13 protein-coding genes are annotated in these 20,137 nt (G+C 46.0%); 8 read left to right on the plus strand and 5 right to left on the minus strand.

From position 1 onward, the window contains the following. Nucleotides 1-144 precede the first annotated feature (144 nt). The 3 genes from WKT12_RS04820 to WKT12_RS04830 are packed head-to-tail and all read left to right on the plus strand — an operon-like array spanning nt 145 to nt 2,747. On the plus strand, nt 145-1,002 hold the full coding sequence (locus WKT12_RS04820) for an enoyl-ACP reductase FabI (protein ID WP_021971119.1): 858 nt from the start codon (nt 145-147) through the stop codon (nt 1,000-1,002). A 24-nt stretch (nt 1,003-1,026) separates the two neighbouring features. Next, on the plus strand, nt 1,027-2,013 hold the full coding sequence (locus WKT12_RS04825) for a gliding motility protein GldB-related protein (RefSeq protein ID WP_021971120.1): 987 nt from the start codon (nt 1,027-1,029) through the stop codon (nt 2,011-2,013). A gap of 29 nt (nt 2,014-2,042) precedes the next feature. Beyond that, nucleotides 2,043-2,747, plus strand: a complete 705-nt coding sequence (locus WKT12_RS04830; protein WP_340318962.1) for an SAM-dependent methyltransferase — start codon at nt 2,043-2,045, stop codon at nt 2,745-2,747. Between the two features lie 7 nt (nt 2,748-2,754). Here the strand turns inward: WKT12_RS04830 and WKT12_RS04835 are convergent, their stop codons facing one another. The 3 genes from WKT12_RS04835 to WKT12_RS04845 all read right to left on the minus strand — a co-directional run bounded on the left by WKT12_RS04835 (nt 2,755) and on the right by WKT12_RS04845 (nt 6,969). Further along, entirely contained in the window at nt 2,755-3,765 is a 1,011-nt protein-coding gene (locus WKT12_RS04835) for a hypothetical protein (RefSeq protein ID WP_340318963.1), read from the minus strand. 46 nt (nt 3,766-3,811) lie between these two features. Next, nucleotides 3,812-4,663, minus strand: coding sequence for a lipoyl synthase (gene lipA / locus WKT12_RS04840; protein ID WP_340318964.1), 852 nt, complete (start codon nt 4,661-4,663; stop codon nt 3,812-3,814). 101 nt (nt 4,664-4,764) lie between these two features. Continuing rightward, the gene (locus WKT12_RS04845) at nt 4,765-6,969 is read right to left on the minus strand and encodes a S9 family peptidase (protein WP_340318965.1); all 2,205 of its coding nucleotides are present in this window, start codon (nt 6,967-6,969) and stop codon (nt 4,765-4,767) included. Nucleotides 6,970-7,373: 404 nt separating this feature from the next. Here WKT12_RS04845 and WKT12_RS04850 point away from each other — a divergent pair, with 404 nt between their 5' ends. From WKT12_RS04850 to WKT12_RS04860, 3 genes are all read left to right on the plus strand, one after another. After that, a complete protein-coding gene (locus WKT12_RS04850; RefSeq protein WP_340318966.1) occupies nt 7,374-11,699 on the plus strand; it encodes a hybrid sensor histidine kinase/response regulator transcription factor in 4,326 nt (1,441 codons plus the stop codon). A gap of 199 nt (nt 11,700-11,898) precedes the next feature. After that, nucleotides 11,899-13,518 (plus strand): pectate lyase family protein, encoded by a 1,620-nt coding sequence (locus WKT12_RS04855; RefSeq protein ID WP_340318967.1) that lies wholly within the window; start codon nt 11,899-11,901, stop codon nt 13,516-13,518. 201 nt (nt 13,519-13,719) lie between these two features. Beyond that, nucleotides 13,720-15,213, plus strand: coding sequence for a pectate lyase (locus WKT12_RS04860; RefSeq protein WP_340318968.1), 1,494 nt, complete (start codon nt 13,720-13,722; stop codon nt 15,211-15,213). A 224-nt stretch (nt 15,214-15,437) separates the two neighbouring features. On the opposite strand, the gene WKT12_RS04865 is transcribed toward WKT12_RS04860, so the two are convergent. Then, complete coding sequence (locus WKT12_RS04865) at nt 15,438-15,935, minus strand: methylated-DNA--[protein]-cysteine S-methyltransferase (RefSeq protein WP_340318969.1); 498 nt, start codon at nt 15,933-15,935, stop codon at nt 15,438-15,440. Nucleotides 15,936-16,043: 108 nt separating this feature from the next. Continuing rightward, complete coding sequence (locus WKT12_RS04870) at nt 16,044-17,054, minus strand: aspartate-semialdehyde dehydrogenase (RefSeq protein WP_340318970.1); 1,011 nt, start codon at nt 17,052-17,054, stop codon at nt 16,044-16,046. Nucleotides 17,055-17,269: 215 nt separating this feature from the next. Here WKT12_RS04870 and WKT12_RS04875 point away from each other — a divergent pair, with 215 nt between their 5' ends. After that, entirely contained in the window at nt 17,270-19,414 is a 2,145-nt protein-coding gene (locus tag WKT12_RS04875) for a cation:proton antiporter (RefSeq protein WP_021971212.1), read from the plus strand. Continuing rightward, nucleotides 19,411-20,133, plus strand: coding sequence for a tRNA threonylcarbamoyladenosine dehydratase (locus WKT12_RS04880; protein WP_021971211.1), 723 nt, complete (start codon nt 19,411-19,413; stop codon nt 20,131-20,133). Before WKT12_RS04875 ends, WKT12_RS04880 begins: the two co-directional genes overlap by 4 nt. Nucleotides 20,134-20,137: the final 4 nt, after the last annotated feature.

The raw sequence follows: 20,137 nt of genomic DNA on the forward strand, positions 1-20,137 counted from the left end.
TTTGACTATAAAAAATTGACAAGAAATGTATTATTTCGTCAGGAAGGGGGGAATATTGTTCAATTTTTGCAGATTAATGCCTGAATATGGCGAAGTTACCAGAATTGTTTGTATCTTTGCCCCCAAATTTATAATAAAAAAAGTATGAGTTATAATTTACTGAAAGGAAAAAGAGGTATTGTTTTTGGGGCTCTGAACGAACAGTCTATCGCATGGAAAGTGGCAGAAAAGGCTGTAGAAGAAGGAGCAGTAATTACTTTGTCCAACACTCCGGTAGCAGTGCGCATGGGTGAAGTTTCTGCATTGGCAGAAAAGCTGAACTGTGAAGTGATTCCTGCTGATGCTACATGCGTAGAAGACCTGGAAAACGTTTTCAAGCGCTCGATGGAAGTTTTGGGAGGCAAGATCGACTTTGTACTGCACTCTATCGGTATGTCGCCTAACGTACGCAAGAAACGTACTTACGACAACCTCGACTATGATATGTTGAACAAAACACTGGATATTTCAGCCGTTTCATTCCATAAAATGATTCAGTCGGCCAAGAAACTGGATGCCATCAACGAATACGGTTCTATCGTAGCATTGAGCTATGTAGCTGCACAGCGTACATTCTACGGTTACAACGATATGGCAGACGCTAAGGCTTTGCTGGAATCTATCGCACGTAGCTTCGGTTACATCTACGGACGCGAACACAATGTACGTATCAACACCATCTCACAGTCGCCTACTATGACTACTGCCGGATCGGGTGTGAAAGGTATGGACAAACTGTTCGACTTTGCCAACCGTATGTCGCCTCTGGGCAACGCTTCGGCTGACGAATGTGCAGACTACTGTATCGTAATGTTCTCTGACCTGACACGCAAGGTTACCATGCAGAACCTGTTCCACGATGGAGGTTTCTCAAGCGTAGGTATGAGTCTTCGTGCCATGGCTACTTACGAAAAGGGTCTGGATGAATACAAAGACGAAAACGGACATATCATCTACGGATAAAAATCTGACAGATAGACTGTTTACATGAGAAAATTTATATTCATATTACTGAGCATCGTCGTACTTGTTTCCTGCCATACAGGAGAGCAAGGCGACGATGTTTTGCTTGATAAGGGTATAAAAGTTTTCCGTTACGACCGCCTCCAGTACGAGGCTTCGGCCATGAACAGTTTTTCGGCTCTGCAAAAAATGAGCCTTGACTGTCCGCGTGCCACCAAAATTCTGATCGAGGATGTACTCATGCTGGGCAGTGTGGATGAACCTGCCATCAATGAACGGCTGTGTGCATACTATTCGGATACGATTCTGCTTCGCATCATGCAGGATGCTTCCGAAAAATTCAAGGATATGACTGCCCTCGAAAAGGGCTTTACCAACGGATTCCGATTCCTGAAAGAGGAGATTCCGGCGTTTCCCGTACCGACGGTGTACTCGCAGATTTCGGCATTGAATCAGTCGGTTGTAGTGGGTGACAGCCTGTTAGGATTCAGCCTCGACAAGTATATGGGTGAGGATTATCCGCTTTATCGTCGTTATTATTACGACTATCAGCGCCGGTCGATGACGCCCGAGCGCATTCTTCCCGATTGTTTTACCTTCTATCTGCTCAGCCTGTACCCCTTCGAATGGCGTCCGGGACACCGTTCGCTGTACGATGTCATCATGCATCAGGGAAAGATACACTGGGTAGTACGCCAGGTACTCGACTATAAGACGAACGGCGATGCGTTGGGATATAGCGAAAAGGAAGAAAACTGGTGCAAGGAGCACGGAAAGGAACTGTGGAAGTGGATGGCGGAGAGAGGTCATCTGAGCAGTACCGACCCGATGCTGATTCGTGCCTATACACATTCTGACCCGAACATGATTCTCAACGGCGAGAAGATACCTCCCGTCATAGGCTTATGGTTGGGTATGCAGCTTACCGAACAATACATGAAGCAGCATCCCGACGTAACTATTGCCACATTGCTGGAACGTACCGATTTCGGCAAGCTGACGTTAGACTGAGCTATAATAAATATAGATTATTGACAAACATGGATACAGCATTATATTTGCTGCCGGTAACTCTTGGCGATACTCCGGTAGAAAAAGTCCTCCCTTCCTATAATAAAGAAATCATTCTTCAGATTCGTCATTTCATTGTAGAAGATGTGCGTTCGGCACGCCGCTTTCTGAAAAAAGTAGACCGCGATATCAATATCGACGAACTGACGTTTTACCCACTGAACAAGCATACTTCGCCCGAAGCCATTTCGGGTTACCTGAAGCCTTTGCAGGAAGGACATTCCATGGGTGTGATTTCGGAAGCCGGCTGTCCTGCCGTAGCCGATCCGGGAGCAGATGTCGTAGCCATCGCACAGCGCAAGAACCTCAAGGTCGTTCCGCTGGTGGGACCGTCGTCTATTATCCTGTCGGTCATGGGATCGGGATTCAACGGGCAGAGTTTTGCCTTTCACGGTTATCTTCCCATCGAACCGGGCGAACGCCAGAAACGGCTGAAGGAGCTGGAACAGCGCGTATACAGCGAGCACCAGACACAGCTTTTCATCGAAACACCTTACCGCAACAACAAGATGCTGGAAGATATTCTGAAGGCTTGTCGTCCGCAAACCAAGGTATGCGTGGCAGCCAACATTACCTGCGAAGGAGAGTATATCAAGACTAAAACGGTTCAGGAGTGGAAGGGCCATCTGCCCGACCTGACAAAGATTCCGTGTATCTTTCTGATTTATAAATAAGTGGATGTTAGTCGGCACTGCCGAACGTCTGCCACATCTCTGCTGCCATCTGCAAGGCATCCAGTTCCGAAAGCAAAGCCGGATTATATCTCCGTACGGCAGTTTCACTTATTTCGTCGAAGGAAAAGAACCTGCCTTCTGCTATTTTTCTGAGATCATTCTTATCGTTTAACGGAAGGATATACAATGATACGCGTTGCTGGCTGTCGTCATCGCAAGGCGTAGAGGTATATTTTAAGATAAGTCGCGGAGTTATATTATTCGAAGTACAGATTTTTCTGGTTATACGCATGGCGTATTCATCACTCTTTTCGAGCGGTCCTTCAAAAGGACTTTCTACGGCAATATCCCATACGGGAGCATCTTCGTGCAAGTCGTCGGAGCAGTCGTTGCGCTGTCTGAGGTAAATCTTTCCGTCGTGAACGACCGCAATGCGTACCAGACTATAGCGGAAATTTTCCTGAAGTGCCAGATGAATGCCCACCACATTAATAATCAGACAAAGAACGTAGATGATGACCGGGACACCGTATTTCAGGAAGAAAAAGCCATCTTCGGAAAACAGGTGGTCGATATGATCGACAAAGAGCAGAACCGTAAGATGAAGTGCCGAGAGGATTACAATTGTTTTTGTTTCCAGCACGAACGAGAAACAGTTTCTCAGGTGCAGCCGTTCCTGCAATTCCTTGTATATTTCGGGAGCTGTAATGTGAATGAAGGCCACGATGAGCAGCAGCAGTTCCAGAATGGGAGTGATGCTGCCGTACGGAACGAAGGTGTAGCCGGTAAACAGACGCAGCACAAAGCAGGCCCCTATGCCCACACTACCCAGCAGCAGAAAGAAATTCAGGTTCTTCAAGCGGATGATGCCGTACAGCAGCAGGCTGAGGCAGACAACAAAGCTTATTCCCAAGACGATTGTGTTCTGAAAAAAATGCAAACAAATCAATGTTGCTATAATGGGCAACAATCCGAGCGATACAATCTTGTTTCTGTATTTAAATATAAGTTTCATCATCTGCCGTGGTCTTTTATAGGTGTAACAAGGTTTTTTCTGAAATTGTTCACTTATAGCGGATGTGTTTTTCAGCATGGTAAGAAGAACGTACCAGCGGACCGCTTTCTACAGTGGCAAATCCTTTCTTTTCTCCAGTTTCCTTGTAACGGGCAAACTGTTCGGGGGTAACGTATTCGTACACGGGATAGTGCTTCCGGCTCGGCTGGAGATACTGTCCGATGGTGAGGATACGGCAGCCGTTTGCCAGCAGGTCGTCCATGGTCTGTTCCACCTCGTCGGGAGTTTCTCCCAGTCCCACCATGATACCCGACTTGGCAGTGATGCCGCTTTCGGCTATCCGGCGGATAACCTCCAGACTCCGATCGTATGTTGCCACGCTTCTTACCAGCGGACTGATGCGGCGTACGGTTTCCATATTATGAGAAATGATGTCGGGATGAGCATCGGTTACCATGCGGATCAGTTCCTCCCGTCCCTGAAAGTCGGGAATCAGCGTTTCCAGTGTTGTATTCGGATTGAGTTCTTTTATAGCCTTAATTGTAGCTGCCCAGTGAGCAGCCCCCAGATCGGGCAAATCATCACGGTCGACCGAGGTGACAACGGCATGATCCAGCTTCATCAGGCGTACAGACTCGGCAACCTGTACTGGTTCCTGCGCGTCGAGCGGAAGCGGTTTTCCGCTAAGTGTATTGCAGAATTTACACGAACGGGTACAGATGGCACCGCCTATCATAAAGGTAGCCGTTCCTTTTCCCCAGCATTCTCCCAAGTTCGGGCAGCGTCCACTGCTGCATATCGTATGCAGTTTATGCGTGTCGACAATGCGTTTTGTATCGGTATAGCGGGCATTGGTACCGATGGATATTTTCAGCCATTCGGGTTTCTTTACGTGTTCCATAGTATCGGGTATAAAAACGAAGAATGAGGAATTAAAAAGACTCCGTCCTGTATCGGCGGAACATATTTAATTCCTCATCATTCACAATATGATATAAGTATTTATTTCAGCTTTTCGATGAAGAAATCAGCCACACGGTTCATCAAGTGATTGCGGGTATTTCCGCCAAAGATGCTGTGGTTGCGGTTGGTGTATACCTGCATATCGAACTGGATGCCTGCCTGAACCAGTGCTTCACTGTATTCGGCGCAGTTCTGGTAGTGAACATTGTCGTCGGCAGTGCCATGTATCAGCAGCAGGTCGCCATGCAGTTTCGGAGCGCGGAGGATAGCCGAACCGGCATTGTAACCGTCGCCGTTTTCCTTCGGGGTACGCATGAAGCGTTCAGTATATATTGTATCGTAGAAGCGCCAGTCGCTTGGAGCTGCAATCGCCACACCCGCCTTGAATACAGGTGTGCCTTCACTCATCGACATCAGCGTGTTGTAGCCTCCATAACTCCATCCCCAGATGCCGATGCGGTTGCCGTCGATGTACGGCAGCGAAGCCAGATACTTGGCAGCTTCCACCTGGTCGTGCGATTCCTTTACGCCCAGGAAGCAGTATGTACATTTCTCAAATTCGGCACCACGTCCGCCCGTGCCACGTCCGTCCACGCAGACCATGACATAACCTTTGTCGCACATGTATGCTTCAAACATACCTCCGTCGCTGAAACTTCCGATGTTCCACGCATCGAGAACCTGCTGTGAGCCCGGTCCGCTGTACTGGTGCATGATGACCGGATATTTCTTGCTTGCATCGAAGTTGGCAGGCTTCATCATCCAGCCGTTCAGTTCCACACCCTCGGTCGTACGGAAAGTAAAGAATTCCTTCTTCGGCATGTTCAGCGTAGCAACTTCAGCTTTCAGTTTTGCGTTGTCCATCAGCGTAGCCAGTTCCTTACCCTTGTTGTTGTTGATGGTAATCAGTGTCGGGGTATTGATGTTGGAGAACTTGTTGATGTAGTATGTCAGGTCGCTGTTGAAGATAGCCGAGTTGGAACCTGTGCGGGTAGACAGTTTGGTAGTCTTTCCTTTTGCGTCGGTCTTGTAGACAGCCGTACGCAGCGGACTCTCCTGATTGCTGGTATAGTAGAACGTATTAGTCTGCTTGTCCCAGCCTAAGAAATCCTTCACTTCGAACTTGCCTTTCGTTATCTGTTTCACCAGATTGCCTCCGATAGTATACAGATACAAGTGGTTATATCCGTCGCGTTCGCTCATCATCACGATATGTTCCGGATAGAATACAATGTCGGAGTAAGCCTGTTCCTTGACATATTGTTCGGCTTCGTCGCGGATGGCGAGCTTGCACAGCGCACTTCTCGGATTGGCCATGTAGATGTCAAAACGGTTCTGATGGCGGTTCAGCGTCATGATGGCAAGCTTTTCCGGGTCGGACGTAAACTTGATGCGCGGGATATATCCGTCGGAATCCAGCGGCAGATCCATCTTGCGGGTAACGTGACTCTTGATGTCGTACGTGTGTACGGTAACCTTCGAGTTGACTTCTCCTGCCTTCGGGTACTTATATTCGTACACTCCCGGATAAGTGGCATACTGGCTCTTTTCGGGCGCCATACCCTTGTACCACGGGAAGCTGTACATCGGCACCTGACTCTCGTCGAAGCGGATATACGCAATCATCTTGCTGTCGGCACTGAAGTCGAATGCACGGTTGAAAGAAAACTCTTCCTCGTACACCCAGTCGGGAATACCGTTCAGCACCTTATTATATTCGCCATCCTTGGTGACCTGCGATTCACTGTTGCCAAACAGCAGCTTGACCAGAAAAATATTGTTGTTGCGGACGAAAGCCACCTGAAATCCGTCGGGCGAGAAAAGCGGCACCTGCTGCGGTCCGTTTTTCGAAAGCGGTTCCATCTTGTTGTTTCTTACATTAAAGATGTAATATTCGGCAGTAAACGAATGGCGGTAGATAGGTTTTGTTGCCGTCTGGATCAGAATCAGCTTCTCATCGGGCGACATGATGTAGTCGTCGAACGTCTTGACCGGACAATCTCTTGCCGTGGCTACGTCGAACACCGTTCCAACCTCTTTACCCGTCTTGAACGAGTATTTCACGATACGCTTCTTGTCAGCACTTATTTGCGTATAAAACTCACCGTCCAGCATCGGCTTGATGCCGTAGATGTTTTGTGCACGATAGGTACCTTGTGCCACATCCTGCAGGCTGACCTTGCGCTGTGCCTGCACTCCGATGACGAAAGCCAGCAGGCAGAATAATGCAATCAGTTTTTTCATTGTGTAGATATGCTTGTTTTTATTATCAGTCATGCTTACCAGAGCAAAGGTATAAAAAAATGTAATCTCCGTTTCTTGCCTTGCGTTGAAAAATACCGATTGCAGCGGTTTTCATGTTCTCTTCACACTTTTTAATAAGGTGTTGCTGAAACTCGAAAACATTTCTCGGTACCTTATGTCATATCCGTTGGTTGTTTACTGTATTTTTTGTACAAAAAAAATTTTTTTTCGTACAGATTTTTGAAAAACATAAGGAGATTTCATCAACTGCAAGGTATGAAGTGTAATAAATATACCTGTTTTATTTTTGTATAAAATATCTTGCAAATCCATATATACCTCGTTTATGGCAATTTATAAATTTCTTATAACTTTGTCCCTATGTAAAAACGACAGGAGTTTGTATGAGAAACACTTTATATTTGATTATATCGTATATACTGCTTGGCTTTTTTCCGGCGGCTGCACAGGGACTTATCAATGTGAAGCACTATTCGGTAAAGGACGGTATGTCGCAGAATACGGTGCAGAGTATCTTGCAGGATGAGAAGGGGTATCTGTGGATGGCAACGTGGAACGGACTGGAAAAGTTTGACGGATATACCTTTAAGAACTATAAGTCGTATCCAACGGACAGAGTCAAGTTGCAATACAACCGTCTGGTAAATCTTGTCCTTGCAGGAAATGAAATGCTGGTTTGCCAGAGTTACGATCGGCGAATATACTTGTTTGATACCCGTAAAGAATGTTTTGAGGATGTCTTCGCCTATCATCCCGACGTAAAGCTGTGTACTGCGGCATCGGATATTTTTGCCTTGTCGAACGGTACGCTGTGGGTTACGAGCGATAATGGAGATCTGTGGCGGATAGATTGTTATAGATATAAGGAAAAAGGTGGACTCGTTTATTTTCCGGCTGTATCATCTTCACGCCGTACAGTCTATAAGGTAGCACTTGATGCACAGAAAAGAGAGTGGGTACTGACGGATAAAGGATACTTTGTTTATGGCAATAAATCTCTGAAAGGAGATGAGGTTTACCGTTATGCTGCAAGTGCCGGAAAGAGTTTCTTTATAGCCGGTACGTCCGGCAGACTCATGGAGTATGTAGACGGAAGTGGGCTTCGTCCTGTTGTCCTGCCTGATGAGGCGGAAAGTATCTGTCAGCTCTTTCCGCTTGCCGACGGACGGCTGGGAGTAGTCTGCAAGCGTGGATTGGTTATGTACGACCCACTGAAAAAGCAGGTTACACATTTTATACTCGGCAAAGGCCAGGAAGACTTTCAGCCTTCTTGTATTTTTCAGGATTCCAAAGGAAATATCTGGATGCAGAATGGCCGGGAACATATCGTCAGGATAGATAAAAAAGGTACGCAGGCTGCATTTCTCGATTACCCTCGTCGCCGGGATGGAGAACTGGGATTCAGTTTTATTCACGAAGATGAATACGGACATATTTGGGCTTTTCCGACTGATGGCTTTTTCTGTTATTATAATCCGAAGCAAAATAAGTTTCAGCAGAGCTATGTGCTGACAGAAGCTGCCAGAAGTATGTATGAAGGGATTAACCGTGGTTTTTATGTAGATAATCATAAGAATGTGTGGCTGGCACAGGGAGGAGGCGTAGACCGGATTACTTTCCCGAATACAAATTTTGAATATATTGGAGCGTCCAGTACGGAAGTTAGAGGACTTTATATCGATTCACACGAACGGGTATGGATGGCAAGGAAAGACGGAATAGTGGAAGTTTACGACAAGTATCTTGACTATTGCGGCAATCTGGACAGTAAAGGGCGAATTGTAAAAGACCGCTCGGTTGTGTTTGGAGCCAATGTCTATGCTTTCTTTGAAGATAACCGGGGAAACTTCTGGATAGGGAGTCGCGGACACGGCTTGTTTGTGGGAAAGCCTGCCGCTGGAGGATATGCACTGAAACAGTATCGGGTAGAGCAGAATAATCCGGACGGGATAAATAGTAATGCTGTGTACTCGATAGCGCAGGACCGATTCGGACATATCTGGGTAGGAACCTATGGAGGTGGATTGAATCTTGCCACAGGCAGTCCGGATGACTTGCATTTTATGAATGTAGCCAACAGGCTGAAGAAAAATTATCCGCAGGGTAAATGCATGCGTGTGCGCAGCATTTGTCCGCTTTCGAATGATGTTACGCTGGTAGGTACAACCGACGGATTGATTTCATTCTCTTCACGGTTCAGCAACCCCGAGGATATTTGCTTTTATCTGAACTATTGTGAGGCAAACCGTGAAAACAGCCTGAGTGATAATGATGTGATGCATGTAATGGAAACATCGGCCGGGGAAGTGTATATCACTACGTGCAGCGGAGGTATCAGTCGGGTGCCGCTCGACGGGCTTCTGTCGGATAAGATTGATTTTTTCCATTATAACAAGATAAACGGTCTTCCTTCGGACATTGCCTTTGCCATGGTGGAAGATAATAAAAAGAGGTTATGGATTACCTTCGAGAACATTATTTGTAAGTTTTCTCCGGCACATCCTGATTTCGAGGTGTATAATCACTTTAATGTCAATTCAAACCTTATTCTGTCTGAAGCTCCTCCGGTGGTGGACCGTTCGGGCAATATGTATGTGGGATGCAATGAAGGAGCTTTGCGTATCAACCTGAATGAATTGAAGAAGAGTACATATGTACCGAATATTGCATTTACCGGATTGAGCGTACAACGTCGTGGAGGGATTTCTGTCATCAATTCACTGATGAATGATTCGGTTACACTGGAGGCTGACGAACGGAATATTACCGTTTCCTTTGCTGCGCTCGATTTCACGAAACCGTCTTATCTGGAGTATGCTTATCGTATAAAAAAATTAGGCAGCGACTGGATTTATATCGGCAAGAACCATTCGGTCAGTCTGGTAAACTTGTCGGCAGGCGATTTTGACCTGGAAGTGAAGTCCAGTAACAGTGACGGTGTATGGACGGACAATGTGAGTGTGCTGCATATTCATGTTGAACCTACGTTTTGGGAAACCGGATGGGCGTGGGTGATTTATATTGCTTCTTTCCTGTTGGCTCTGGCTGTGGTATCGGGCATTATCGTCTACATTTGGGGGTTGCGGAAGAAGATTGGATTCGAAAAGCAGCTTACTCAAATGAAATTACGTTTCTTTACCGATATATCGCATGAGCTTCGTACGCCGCTTACGCTGATTGAAGGACCGATTGAGGAGGTTATAGAACGGGAAAAACTTTCGGAGGAAGGTAAAGAGAATATGCAGGTTGCCAAACGAAATACGGAACGTATGTTGCAGCTTATCAATCAGTTGCTCGATTTCCGCAAAATACAGAATAATAAAATGAAACTGTATATCGAGCAGGTGGATATCGTTGCTCTGGCACGGAAGATATACGAAAACTTTACAGCCATGGCTCATCAGTCGGAAATTGATTTCAGCTTTGTGGCTCCACAGGAGGAAGTGAAGGTATATACGGATGTGGATAAGTTTGAGAAAATTGTATTCAATTTGCTTTCGAATGCATTCAAGTATACGCCTAAAGGAAAGTCTATTTCGCTTACTGTAGCGTTGCTGAACGACTATGTACAGATACGGGTGAAAGACGAAGGGAAAGGTATAGATATTGGTAAGCTGAGTAAGCTATTCGACCGTTTCGAGACCTTCGGCAGCGAACGTTCGTCGGTATCAACGGGTATCGGGCTTTCACTGGTCCGCAATCTGGTAGATATCATGCACGGAAAAATAGAGGTGGATACTGCATTGGGGCAGGGAAGTACGTTTAGTGTCTGCCTCCCCTTGAATGCAGAGGTTTATCACCGCGACCAAAATGTAGAATTTATTTTGGACGATGGAACGCGTAACGTACAGTCTGAAACGGAAGGTGAGGAAGAAGGTGAAGCACAGAAAGATATTACGGTGCTGGTTGTGGAAGACAATGAGGAGTTGAGGCGTTTTGTGGTGCATATCCTGCAAAGGGAATATCGGGTACTGGAAGCGCCTGACGGTCGTGCCGGACTGGAAAAGATTATGGCAGAAATGCCAGATATCGTGGTCAGTGACGTTATGATGCCTGAAATGGATGGTATCGAACTGCTGAATGCTGTAAAAAATAACCATGATATTTGTCATATTCCGGTTATTATTTTGTCGGCAAAGGCTTCGCTTGAAGATCGTATCAAGGGACTGGAATATGGTGCCGACGGGTATATTACCAAACCGTTCAGTGCTGCGTATCTTTGTGCACGGATTAAGTCTGTATTGCAGCAGCGTACCCGCTTGAAGGATTTTCTGCTTTCAGGTAATACTCCGGCAGGTATGAAGGAAGCAGAAGCAGGCAAGAAGCCGGAATGTAAGTTGGAAGACTTGTCGCCGTCATTGCCACAGATTACCCGTTTCGATGAGGAGTTTATTAAGAACATCATACAGCGTGTAGAGGAGAACCTGAACAATCCTGATTTCAAGATAGAAGATCTTGCCGATTCGATGGGTATGGGGCGTTCTATGTTTTACCGGAAGATAAAGTCGATACTGGGGGTTTCTCCCATCGATTTTGTGAAAGACATGCGTGTGAAACGTTCGGTACAGTTGCTTGACTCGGGACAATATGCAGTATCGGAAGTTGCGTACATGTGTGGATTTTCCTCTCCTCAGTATTTTAGTCGTGTTTTTAAGGCTGCCATGGGCTGTACGCCTTCCGAATATAAAGAGAAAAATACGGAAAAATAAAGAAAGAAGTATCTCTTGTTCTTGGGTTGACAAGTTTATGGGATTACAAGACCGTTGCAGTTTTTGTTTAATTTGTTGCATGATTTATTCGTGTGGAGTACAGAACCGAAAATGTATACACTATTTGTCAATTTGTACTGTATGTAGCTTTGCATTTTATCTACTTTTACTGCGGAAATCCATAAAACTTATTAATCTTATGAACAGAAAATTTAGAAGAATTCTTTTCAGTGCATGCCTGCTGGCTGCTTTGGGAGGTACAGCATGTTCCGATGAAACGCCGGAACAGTCTGCAAATGGAGAAACCGGCAACGAAGGGACAGAAGGAGAAGATGATTCTGATGCGCCTTTACAGATGGAACCGGTTGAGTTTGCTGCATTTCCTGGAGCTGAAGGCTATGGAAAGAATACCGTAGGCGGACGGGGTGGAAAAGTGTATCATGTGACCAGTCTGGACGATGATGCCAGTAATCCGGCTGAAGGAACCTTGCGTTGGGCACTGAAGCAGAAAGGAGCAAAGACTGTGGTATTCGATGTTTCTGGTACAATCCATCTGAAAGCCGACCTGAAAACCGGCAATGATTACCTGACAATTGCCGGACAGACTTCACCCGGTGGTATCTGCTTGGCCGACTATGCTTTTGTCATCAATTCGAATGAAGTGATTATCCGCTTTCTGCGTTTTCGTCCGGGCGATGATAGTGGAAAGGAACCCGACGGACTGGGAGGAATGGATAAAAAGAATATCATCATAGACCATTGTTCTGTAAGCTGGAGTGTAGACGAGTGTCTTTCTGTATATGGTATGGAGAATTCTACTGTTCAGTGGTGTATTGCTGCTCAGGCATTGCGCGTGTCGGTTCACGGCAAAGGTACGCATTGCTATGGCGGAAACTGGGGTGGCAATAAGGCTTCTTATCATCATAACCTGATAGCGCACTGCGAAAGCAGGGTACCACGACTGGGACCGCGTGTGGGTACGCAGCTGAATGAATATATTGATATCCGGAACAATGTGTTTTATAACTGGGCAGGAGAAGGCTGTTATGGGGGAGAAAACCAACATGTGAACCTTGTAGACAATTATTATAAACCGGGTCCTGCTACCAATTCGGGTAAAGAAACCGACCGTATCCGTTACCGTATCGCCAAGATTGGAGTGCGCACTCTTGATTATGTGACTGAAGATGACGGTTCTTACAACGATTGGTATCCGTCTTTACATAAATGGGGAACTTTCTATGTAACGGGGAATGTGGTGGAAGGACATGAGGATGTTACGGCAGATAACTGGATCAAAGGTATCTATGCGCAGCAGGAAAACGACAGTAAGGTGGACAACTTATGGACAGCCGAGACTATGGAGGCTATTCGTAAGGAGTCGCCGGTGGTAGATCCGGTTATGACTACCGAACACTCGGCAGAAAAGGCTTATCAGGCTGTACTGGATTACGCCGGAGCATGCAATTATCGTGATGAGGTGGATAAGCTGGTCATTGCCGACGTGAAAGAGGGAAAGGCGACTTGTACTGCATCGGGAAATAAGCCGGGATATATCAACGAGCCAGAAGATGTGCTGAAGGCATTGCCGGAGCTGGGTGACAGCCCGTATCCTGCATTGTCAAAAGATGCCTCACGGGAGGTGACAGATACGGATGGTGACGGTATGCCTGATGCTTTTGAAAAGAAGTATGGGCTGGATGCTGATCGTGCTGAAGATGGAAATGCAAAGACATTGGATCCGGCAGGAAAATATACCAATCTTGAAATGTATTTGCATAGTCTGGTGCAGGACATCGTAAAGGGACAGCAAAAATAATAACTTGCCTGAAGATTGTGCATTACGCCATTGGCTGTAGGGTGATGGGGCACTTTACTGCCGATGGCGTTTGAGTGTATTATTTGTTCCAATTGGCCTATTGCCTAAATAGTGCACGTTGTTTACTAAAATAGTGCACGTCATTCTTGTTTGCTTCTCTTACTTTTGTCGTGTGAAAACACAATAATAAATCGTATGACTATGAAATTTACGCTTGCTTCATTAGGCTTGCTGCTCGCTTTTTCGGCAGGGCAGGCCGCTGACTGGACTGCTACAGAAGGTAAACTGCCGGCTTTTCCGGGAGCTGAAGGATTTGGCAGATATACTGTAGGAGGAAGAGGTGGAAAGGTTTATCATGTAACGACTCTTCAAGATGGAGAGCAGGAAGGAACTTTGCGTTATGCTGTCAATCAGAAAGGGGCACGTACTGTGGTTTTCGATGTGGCAGGTACTATTTTTCTGAACAGCCCGCTGAGAATCAAACAAGACAGTCTGACTCTTGCCGGACAGACGGCTCCGGGGCAAGGAATCTGTATTGCACGTTATCCGATAACCGTAAAGGCTAATCATGTAATTATGCGTTATTTGCGTTTGAGAGTAGGAAACGAAGTCAAAGGAGAGCCGGACGGACTTGGAGGTACGGACCAGAAAAATATTATCATAGACCATTGCTCCATCAGTTGGTCGGTAGATGAAACCTGCTCTATATATGGCAATGAGAATACAACTGTTCAGTGGTGTATCATATCCGAGAGTCTGAATCATGGAGGGCATGCCAAAGGTGCACACGGATATGGAGGAATAGTGGGAGGCGACCATGCTTCGTTTCATCATAATCTGATGGCACATCATGTCAGTCGCGTTCCTCGTCTGGGACCTCGTCCGGGAACTCAGACCCGGGAGTATGTGGATGTGCGTAATAATGTATATTATAACTGGGCCGGGAACGGATGTTACGGGGCTGAAGGCATGAAGGTGAATATTGTGAACAATTATTATAAGCCCGGTCCTGCTACTCCTCATAATAAAGTACGATACCGGATTGTTGCGGCAGGAGTACGTTCGGAGAAATATTGCCATAACAGTAAAGGTGAACCCAACAGATGGCATCCGATGCTGCATGTATGGGGAAAGTTTTATGTAGATGGCAATGTGGTGGAAGGATGTCCTGAAGTTACGGCAGACAACTGGACGAAAGGGGTATACGAACAGCTTGATACGGCAAGTGCTGATGGGTACTTTTCTGCTGTTACACGTGATACGATCCGCCTGAAAACTCCCTTGGAAACGGGATTGGTTACTACGCATACAGCTCTTGAAGCCTATGATAAGGTTCTGGCTTCTGCTGGTTGTTCCAAATGGAGGGATAAGATAGACGAACGGATTGTAAATGAAACACGTAGTGGAACGGCTGCTTATTCCGGTAGTATAGGTAAGAATGCCGATCGCATGCCAGGCATCATAGACACACCGAAAGATGTCATGCTGCAAGGGGAAGACTCTCCATGGGTGAAACTCTCGGATGGTGGGGTAAAGCCTGAAGAACGTCTGGATACGGACGGAGACGGTATGCCTGATATCTGGGAGAAAAAGCATGGACTGAATCCGTATGATTCGGCTGATGGAGTGGAAGTAGCATTGAGCAGCGAGGGGTATACTAATCTGGAAGTATATTTGAATGAAGGACTGAAATGATAATAAATGAAACCAAAGTTATGAATAACAATCTGAAATAATGAGCATTTTCTGTTTCCAGAAACAACAGCCGGAATATAGATGAAAAGTTAGTAAATTAAATCAACGCAATACACAAATCAATATAAAGCCAATTGTTACTCGTGAAGAGGCAGACCAATATAGTTATGAAAATATAATAGGCGACAGTAAATGCTCTCTGAAAGTGTGTATGGTATAATTGTTTATAGACACTTTCCTTCCAGTTTCAGCAGGCTTATCTTGCGGGAAAGTCCTCCGGCATAGCCTGTCAGACTTCCGTTACTGCCTACTACGCGGTGGCAAGGGATAAGGATGCTTATGGGGTTATGACCTACGGCTCCTCCTATAGCCTGTGCCGACATGCTTTTGCAATTTCGCTGCCGGGCTATTTCCTGAGCAATTTCTTTATAGGTAATGATTTCGCCATAGGGAATTTGTTGCAGGATATGCCACACCGCCAGGCGGAACGGAGTGTCATGAAGTTCCAGATCGGGCATGAAGTCTGGCTTTTTTCCTGAAAAGTAAGTGTTCAGCCAACTGGCTGTCTGACGGAAAATGGGAAAATCTCTTTCTTCGTGTTCCGCTTCTAATGTACGGGCAAAATACTTTTGTCCTTCGAACCACAATCCGGTAAGGCATGTACCGTTACTGGCAAGGATGATTTTTCCCAATGGAGAATCGTATGGATAAGTATATTGCATGTGTGTAAAATGTATTAAGATAAGAAAAAAGGCAACCTGACGCCCGGCAATAATTCTGTCCGGGCATGCAGGCTGCCTTATTTCTTTTGTATCTGTCCGTGAAAAAACTTATCCGATGTTTTTCACTTTAATCAGGTATTCAGCAATCTGTACGGCATTCAGTGCAGCTCCCTTCTTAATCTGGTCGCCTACAATCCAGAATGTCAGACCGTTTTCGTCTGTCAAGTCCTTACGGATACGTCCTACATATACAGGATCTTTTCCGGCGAGGAACAACGGCATCGGGTATTCCTTCTTTTCAGGGTTATCCATCAGCACCAGTCCTTCTCCTTCGGCAAACGCCTTGCGTGCTTCTTCTACAGAAACCGGACGTTCTGTTTCAATCCAGATGCTTTCTGAGTGTGAGCGGAGTGCAGGTACACGTACGCAAGTTGCACTTACCTTAACATCAGAGTGCATGATTTTACGTGTTTCGTTATACATTTTCATTTCCTCTTTGGTATAACCATTGTCGGTAAATACGTCAATTTGAGGAATCAGGTTAAATGCAAGCTGGTAAGCAAATTTTTCGACGGTTACAGGCTCTCCGGCAAGTACCTGACGATACTGTTCGTATAATTCATCCATTGCAGCTGCACCAGCACCACTGGCAGCCTGGTAAGTAGAAACATGTACGCGCTTGATGTGCGACAGTTTTTCGATAGCTTTCAGTGCCACTACCATCTGTATCGTTGTACAGTTCGGGTTGGCGATGATACCACGTGGACGGTTCAATGCGTCTTCGGGATTTACTTCGGGTACGACCAAAGGAATGTCTGCATCCATACGGAACGCACTTGAATTGTCTATCATTACAGCACCGTATTTGGTGATTGTTTCGGCAAATTCTTTCGATGTGCCTGCTCCCGCAGAAGTAAAGGCAATGTCGACACCTTTGAAGTCGTCATTGTGTTGCAGCAGTTTCACTTCGATTTCTTTTCCGCGGAACGTGTACTTTCGTCCTGCACTGCGTGAAGAACCAAATAACAACAATTCGTCTATCGGAAAATTTCTCTCATCAAGCACACGCAGGAACTCTTGTCCTACTGCTCCGCTTGCACCAACAATAGCTACTTTCATCTCTTACAATCTTCTTAAACTGTTAATAATTACATTTTTCTTATTTTGCAGACGCTTTTCTCTTCGCTTTGTCAAAAAAAACAATAATTTCTAAACGCTGTGTTTTGTCTGCTAATATTTACGATTGCAAAAATAAAACATTCTGAATTATTAATACGGAAAATAGGAAGTTTTTTTGTATTTTTGTTTCTAAAATGAAATAGTAATACCTATTTATGAAAGAAGTGCTCGATTTTGTAAACTTTGATTTTCATCTTCCTGTCACCGACCCTACGTGGATTTTCTTTTTGGTGCTGGTCATTATATTGTTCGCCCCCATTGTGTTGGAGCGGTTGCGTATTCCTCATATTATCGGTATGATACTGGCGGGAGTTGTCATTGGCGAACATGGATTTAACATACTGGCACGCGACAGCAGTTTTGAATTGTTTGGTAAGGTAGGACTTTATTACATCATGTTTCTTGCCGGACTTGAAATGAACATGGAGGACTTCAAGAGCATCCGTGTAAAAGCTACCGTACTGGGGTTGCTTGCGTTTATTTTTCCGCTGGGAATAGGTATATGGACCAATTTGCATCTGCTGGATTACAGTTTGATTACTTCGGTTCTGCTTGCCAGCATGTATGCTTCGCATACGCTGATTGCTTACCCTATCGTGATTCGCTACGGCATCAACCGGCAGCGGGCTGTAAGTATTGCCGTGGGAGGTACTGCGGTGACCGATACGCTGACACTGCTCGTCTTGGCTGTGATTGGAGGTATGTATAAGGGGGAAACCTCTGATATGTTCTGGATCTGGCTGGTACTGAAGGTGGTGGTGTTGAGTGTGGTCATCATGTATGCGTTTCCACGTATCGGAAGATGGTTCTTCCGCCGTTACAGCGATAATGTAGTGCAGTATATTTTTGTGATGGCAATGGTGTTCCTTGGTGCAGGACTGATGGAGTTTGTGGGTATGGAAGGTATCTTGGGAGCTTTCCTTGCCGGACTGGTACTGAACAGGCTGATTCCGCATGTCTCGCCGCTCATGAGTCATCTGGAGTTTGTAGGCAACGCGTTGTTTATTCCTTACTTCCTGATCGGGGTGGGGATGCTGATTGACGTAAACGTACTGTTTGGGCATATTGATTCCATTAAGGTAGCTGTAGTGATGATTATCGTGGCTTTGCTGGGTAAGTGGATTGCTTCGTGGCTCACACAGAAAATTTATAAAATGCGGGCGCTGGAACGGGAACTGATGTTCGGATTGAGCAATGCTCAGGCAGCAGCTACACTGGCTGCCGTTCTGGTCGGTTATAATATTATTTTACCAAACGGTGAACGTCTGCTGAACGAGGATGTGTTGAACGGAACCATTTTACTGATTCTGGTGACTTGTGTAGTCAGTTCTTTCATTACCGAGCATGCAGCCAAGCGTATAGCTATGGATGATGCCGCCGTGGATGATGAAAAGGCTCAGGAAAAGGAGCTGTTCCTTATTCCGGTAGCGAATCCTGAAACGCTGGAGAGCCTGATGAGTCTGGCAATGGTGGTGCGTGACGAGAAACAGCCTGATAATTTGGTCGCTCTGAGTGTGGTGAATGACAGTAATGATTCGGTCAGACAGGAAATGCGCGGTAAGCGTAATCTGGAACGTGCGGCACAGATTACCGCTGCTACCAATGTACGTTTGAAAACTGTATCGCGTTTCGACTTGAATATTACGACGGGTATCTTGCACACGGCAAAGGAATATGGTGCAACGAATATCATCGTCGGTTTGCACTGCAAGATGAGCATTGTGGATTCTTTCTTCGGAAAGCTGACCGAAAACTTGTTGAAAAATACATACTTGCAGGTAATGGTTGCTCGTTTCCTGATGCCGGTCAATACGTTGAGACGTATTATCGTGGCAGTTCCTCCCAAGGCTGAATTTGAACATGGATTTGTGAAATGGATTTCTCATATGTGCCGTATGAGCAGTCAGCTGGGGTGTCGGGTACATTTCTATGCACATCCTCAGACGCTCGGATATATCCGGGGCTATATACAGAAAAAGCATAAAGATACGCGGGCTGCTTATTCAGAACTGGAGAACTGGGATGACTTGCTTATTCTGACCGGACAGGTGAATTACGATCATTTGCTGGTTATCATCAGTGCACGTCGTGGGTCTATTTCATACGACTCGGCATTCGAACGTTTGCCGATGCAGATATCGAAATATTTTAATAATAACAGTATCATGTTGCTTTATCCGGAACAGAAGGGGGACCCGACGGAAACACTATCGTTCTCCGATCCACGTGGATGGGCTGAAACGCAGTATTATGATAAGGTGGGCAACTGGTTTTATAAATGGTTTAAGAAAAATTCATGAGTGAAGACAGTAAGGCCTGGCAGCAGCGTACGGAACTGTTGCTGGGAGGCGATAAAATGGAACGTTTGCGGAAAGCGCATGTATTGGTCGTGGGACTGGGAGGCGTGGGGGCTTATGCCGCCGAAATGATTTGCCGTGCCGGAGTAGGTCGCATGACAATTGTGGATGCCGATACGGTACAGCCCAGCAACATCAACCGTCAGCTTCCGGCTACTCATTCGGTGCTGGGGAAGAAAAAAGCGGAGGTACTGGCACAACGTTTCCTTGATATAAATCCGGAACTTCAGTTGACGGTACTGCCGGTTTACCTGAAGGATGAGGCTATCCCTGAGTTGCTGGACAGTGCGAAGTTCGATTTCATTGTCGATGCCATCGATACGGTAGCTCCTAAGTGCTACCTGATTTACCATGCCTTGCAGCGCGGTATCAAGATTGTGAGCAGCATGGGGGCAGGTGCCAAGCGTGATATTACCCAGATACGTTTTGCCGATTTATGGGAAACCTATCACTGCGGGCTGAGCAAGGCAGTACGCAAGCGTTTGCAGAAAATGGGAATGAAACGTAAGTTGCCCGTGGTGTTCAGTACCGAACAGGCCGATCCGAACGCTGTGATTCTGGTAGATAATGAACAAAACAAAAAATCTACTGCCGGTACGGTGAGCTACATGCCTGCTGTGTTTGGCTGCTACCTGGCGGAATATGTAATACGTAAATTGTAGGACT

Origin of the sequence: Phocaeicola sp. HCN-6420 (assembly GCF_037890145.1) — a bacterium.
Classification (GTDB): Bacteria; Bacteroidota; Bacteroidia; order Bacteroidales; family Bacteroidaceae; genus Phocaeicola.

Coding starts and splice junctions, on each gene's coding strand:
- lipA (WP_340318964.1), bottom strand. CDS start 4,663: ATGGAACACGTAAAGAAACCCGAATGGCTGAAAATATCCATCGGTACC.
- WKT12_RS04860 (WP_340318968.1), top strand. CDS start 13,720: ATGAAATTTACGCTTGCTTCATTAGGCTTGCTGCTCGCTTTTTCGGCA.
- WKT12_RS04875 (WP_021971212.1), top strand. CDS start 17,270: ATGAAAGAAGTGCTCGATTTTGTAAACTTTGATTTTCATCTTCCTGTC.
- WKT12_RS04880 (WP_021971211.1), top strand. CDS start 19,411: ATGAGTGAAGACAGTAAGGCCTGGCAGCAGCGTACGGAACTGTTGCTG.
- WKT12_RS04850 (WP_340318966.1), top strand. CDS start 7,374: ATGAGAAACACTTTATATTTGATTATATCGTATATACTGCTTGGCTTT.
- WKT12_RS04870 (WP_340318970.1), bottom strand. CDS start 17,054: ATGAAAGTAGCTATTGTTGGTGCAAGCGGAGCAGTAGGACAAGAGTTC.
- WKT12_RS04825 (WP_021971120.1), top strand. CDS start 1,027: ATGAGAAAATTTATATTCATATTACTGAGCATCGTCGTACTTGTTTCC.
- WKT12_RS04865 (WP_340318969.1), bottom strand. CDS start 15,935: ATGCAATATACTTATCCATACGATTCTCCATTGGGAAAAATCATCCTT.
- WKT12_RS04855 (WP_340318967.1), top strand. CDS start 11,899: ATGAACAGAAAATTTAGAAGAATTCTTTTCAGTGCATGCCTGCTGGCT.
- WKT12_RS04835 (WP_340318963.1), bottom strand. CDS start 3,765: ATGATGAAACTTATATTTAAATACAGAAACAAGATTGTATCGCTCGGA.
- WKT12_RS04830 (WP_340318962.1), top strand. CDS start 2,043: ATGGATACAGCATTATATTTGCTGCCGGTAACTCTTGGCGATACTCCG.
- WKT12_RS04820 (WP_021971119.1), top strand. CDS start 145: ATGAGTTATAATTTACTGAAAGGAAAAAGAGGTATTGTTTTTGGGGCT.
- WKT12_RS04845 (WP_340318965.1), bottom strand. CDS start 6,969: ATGAAAAAACTGATTGCATTATTCTGCCTGCTGGCTTTCGTCATCGGA.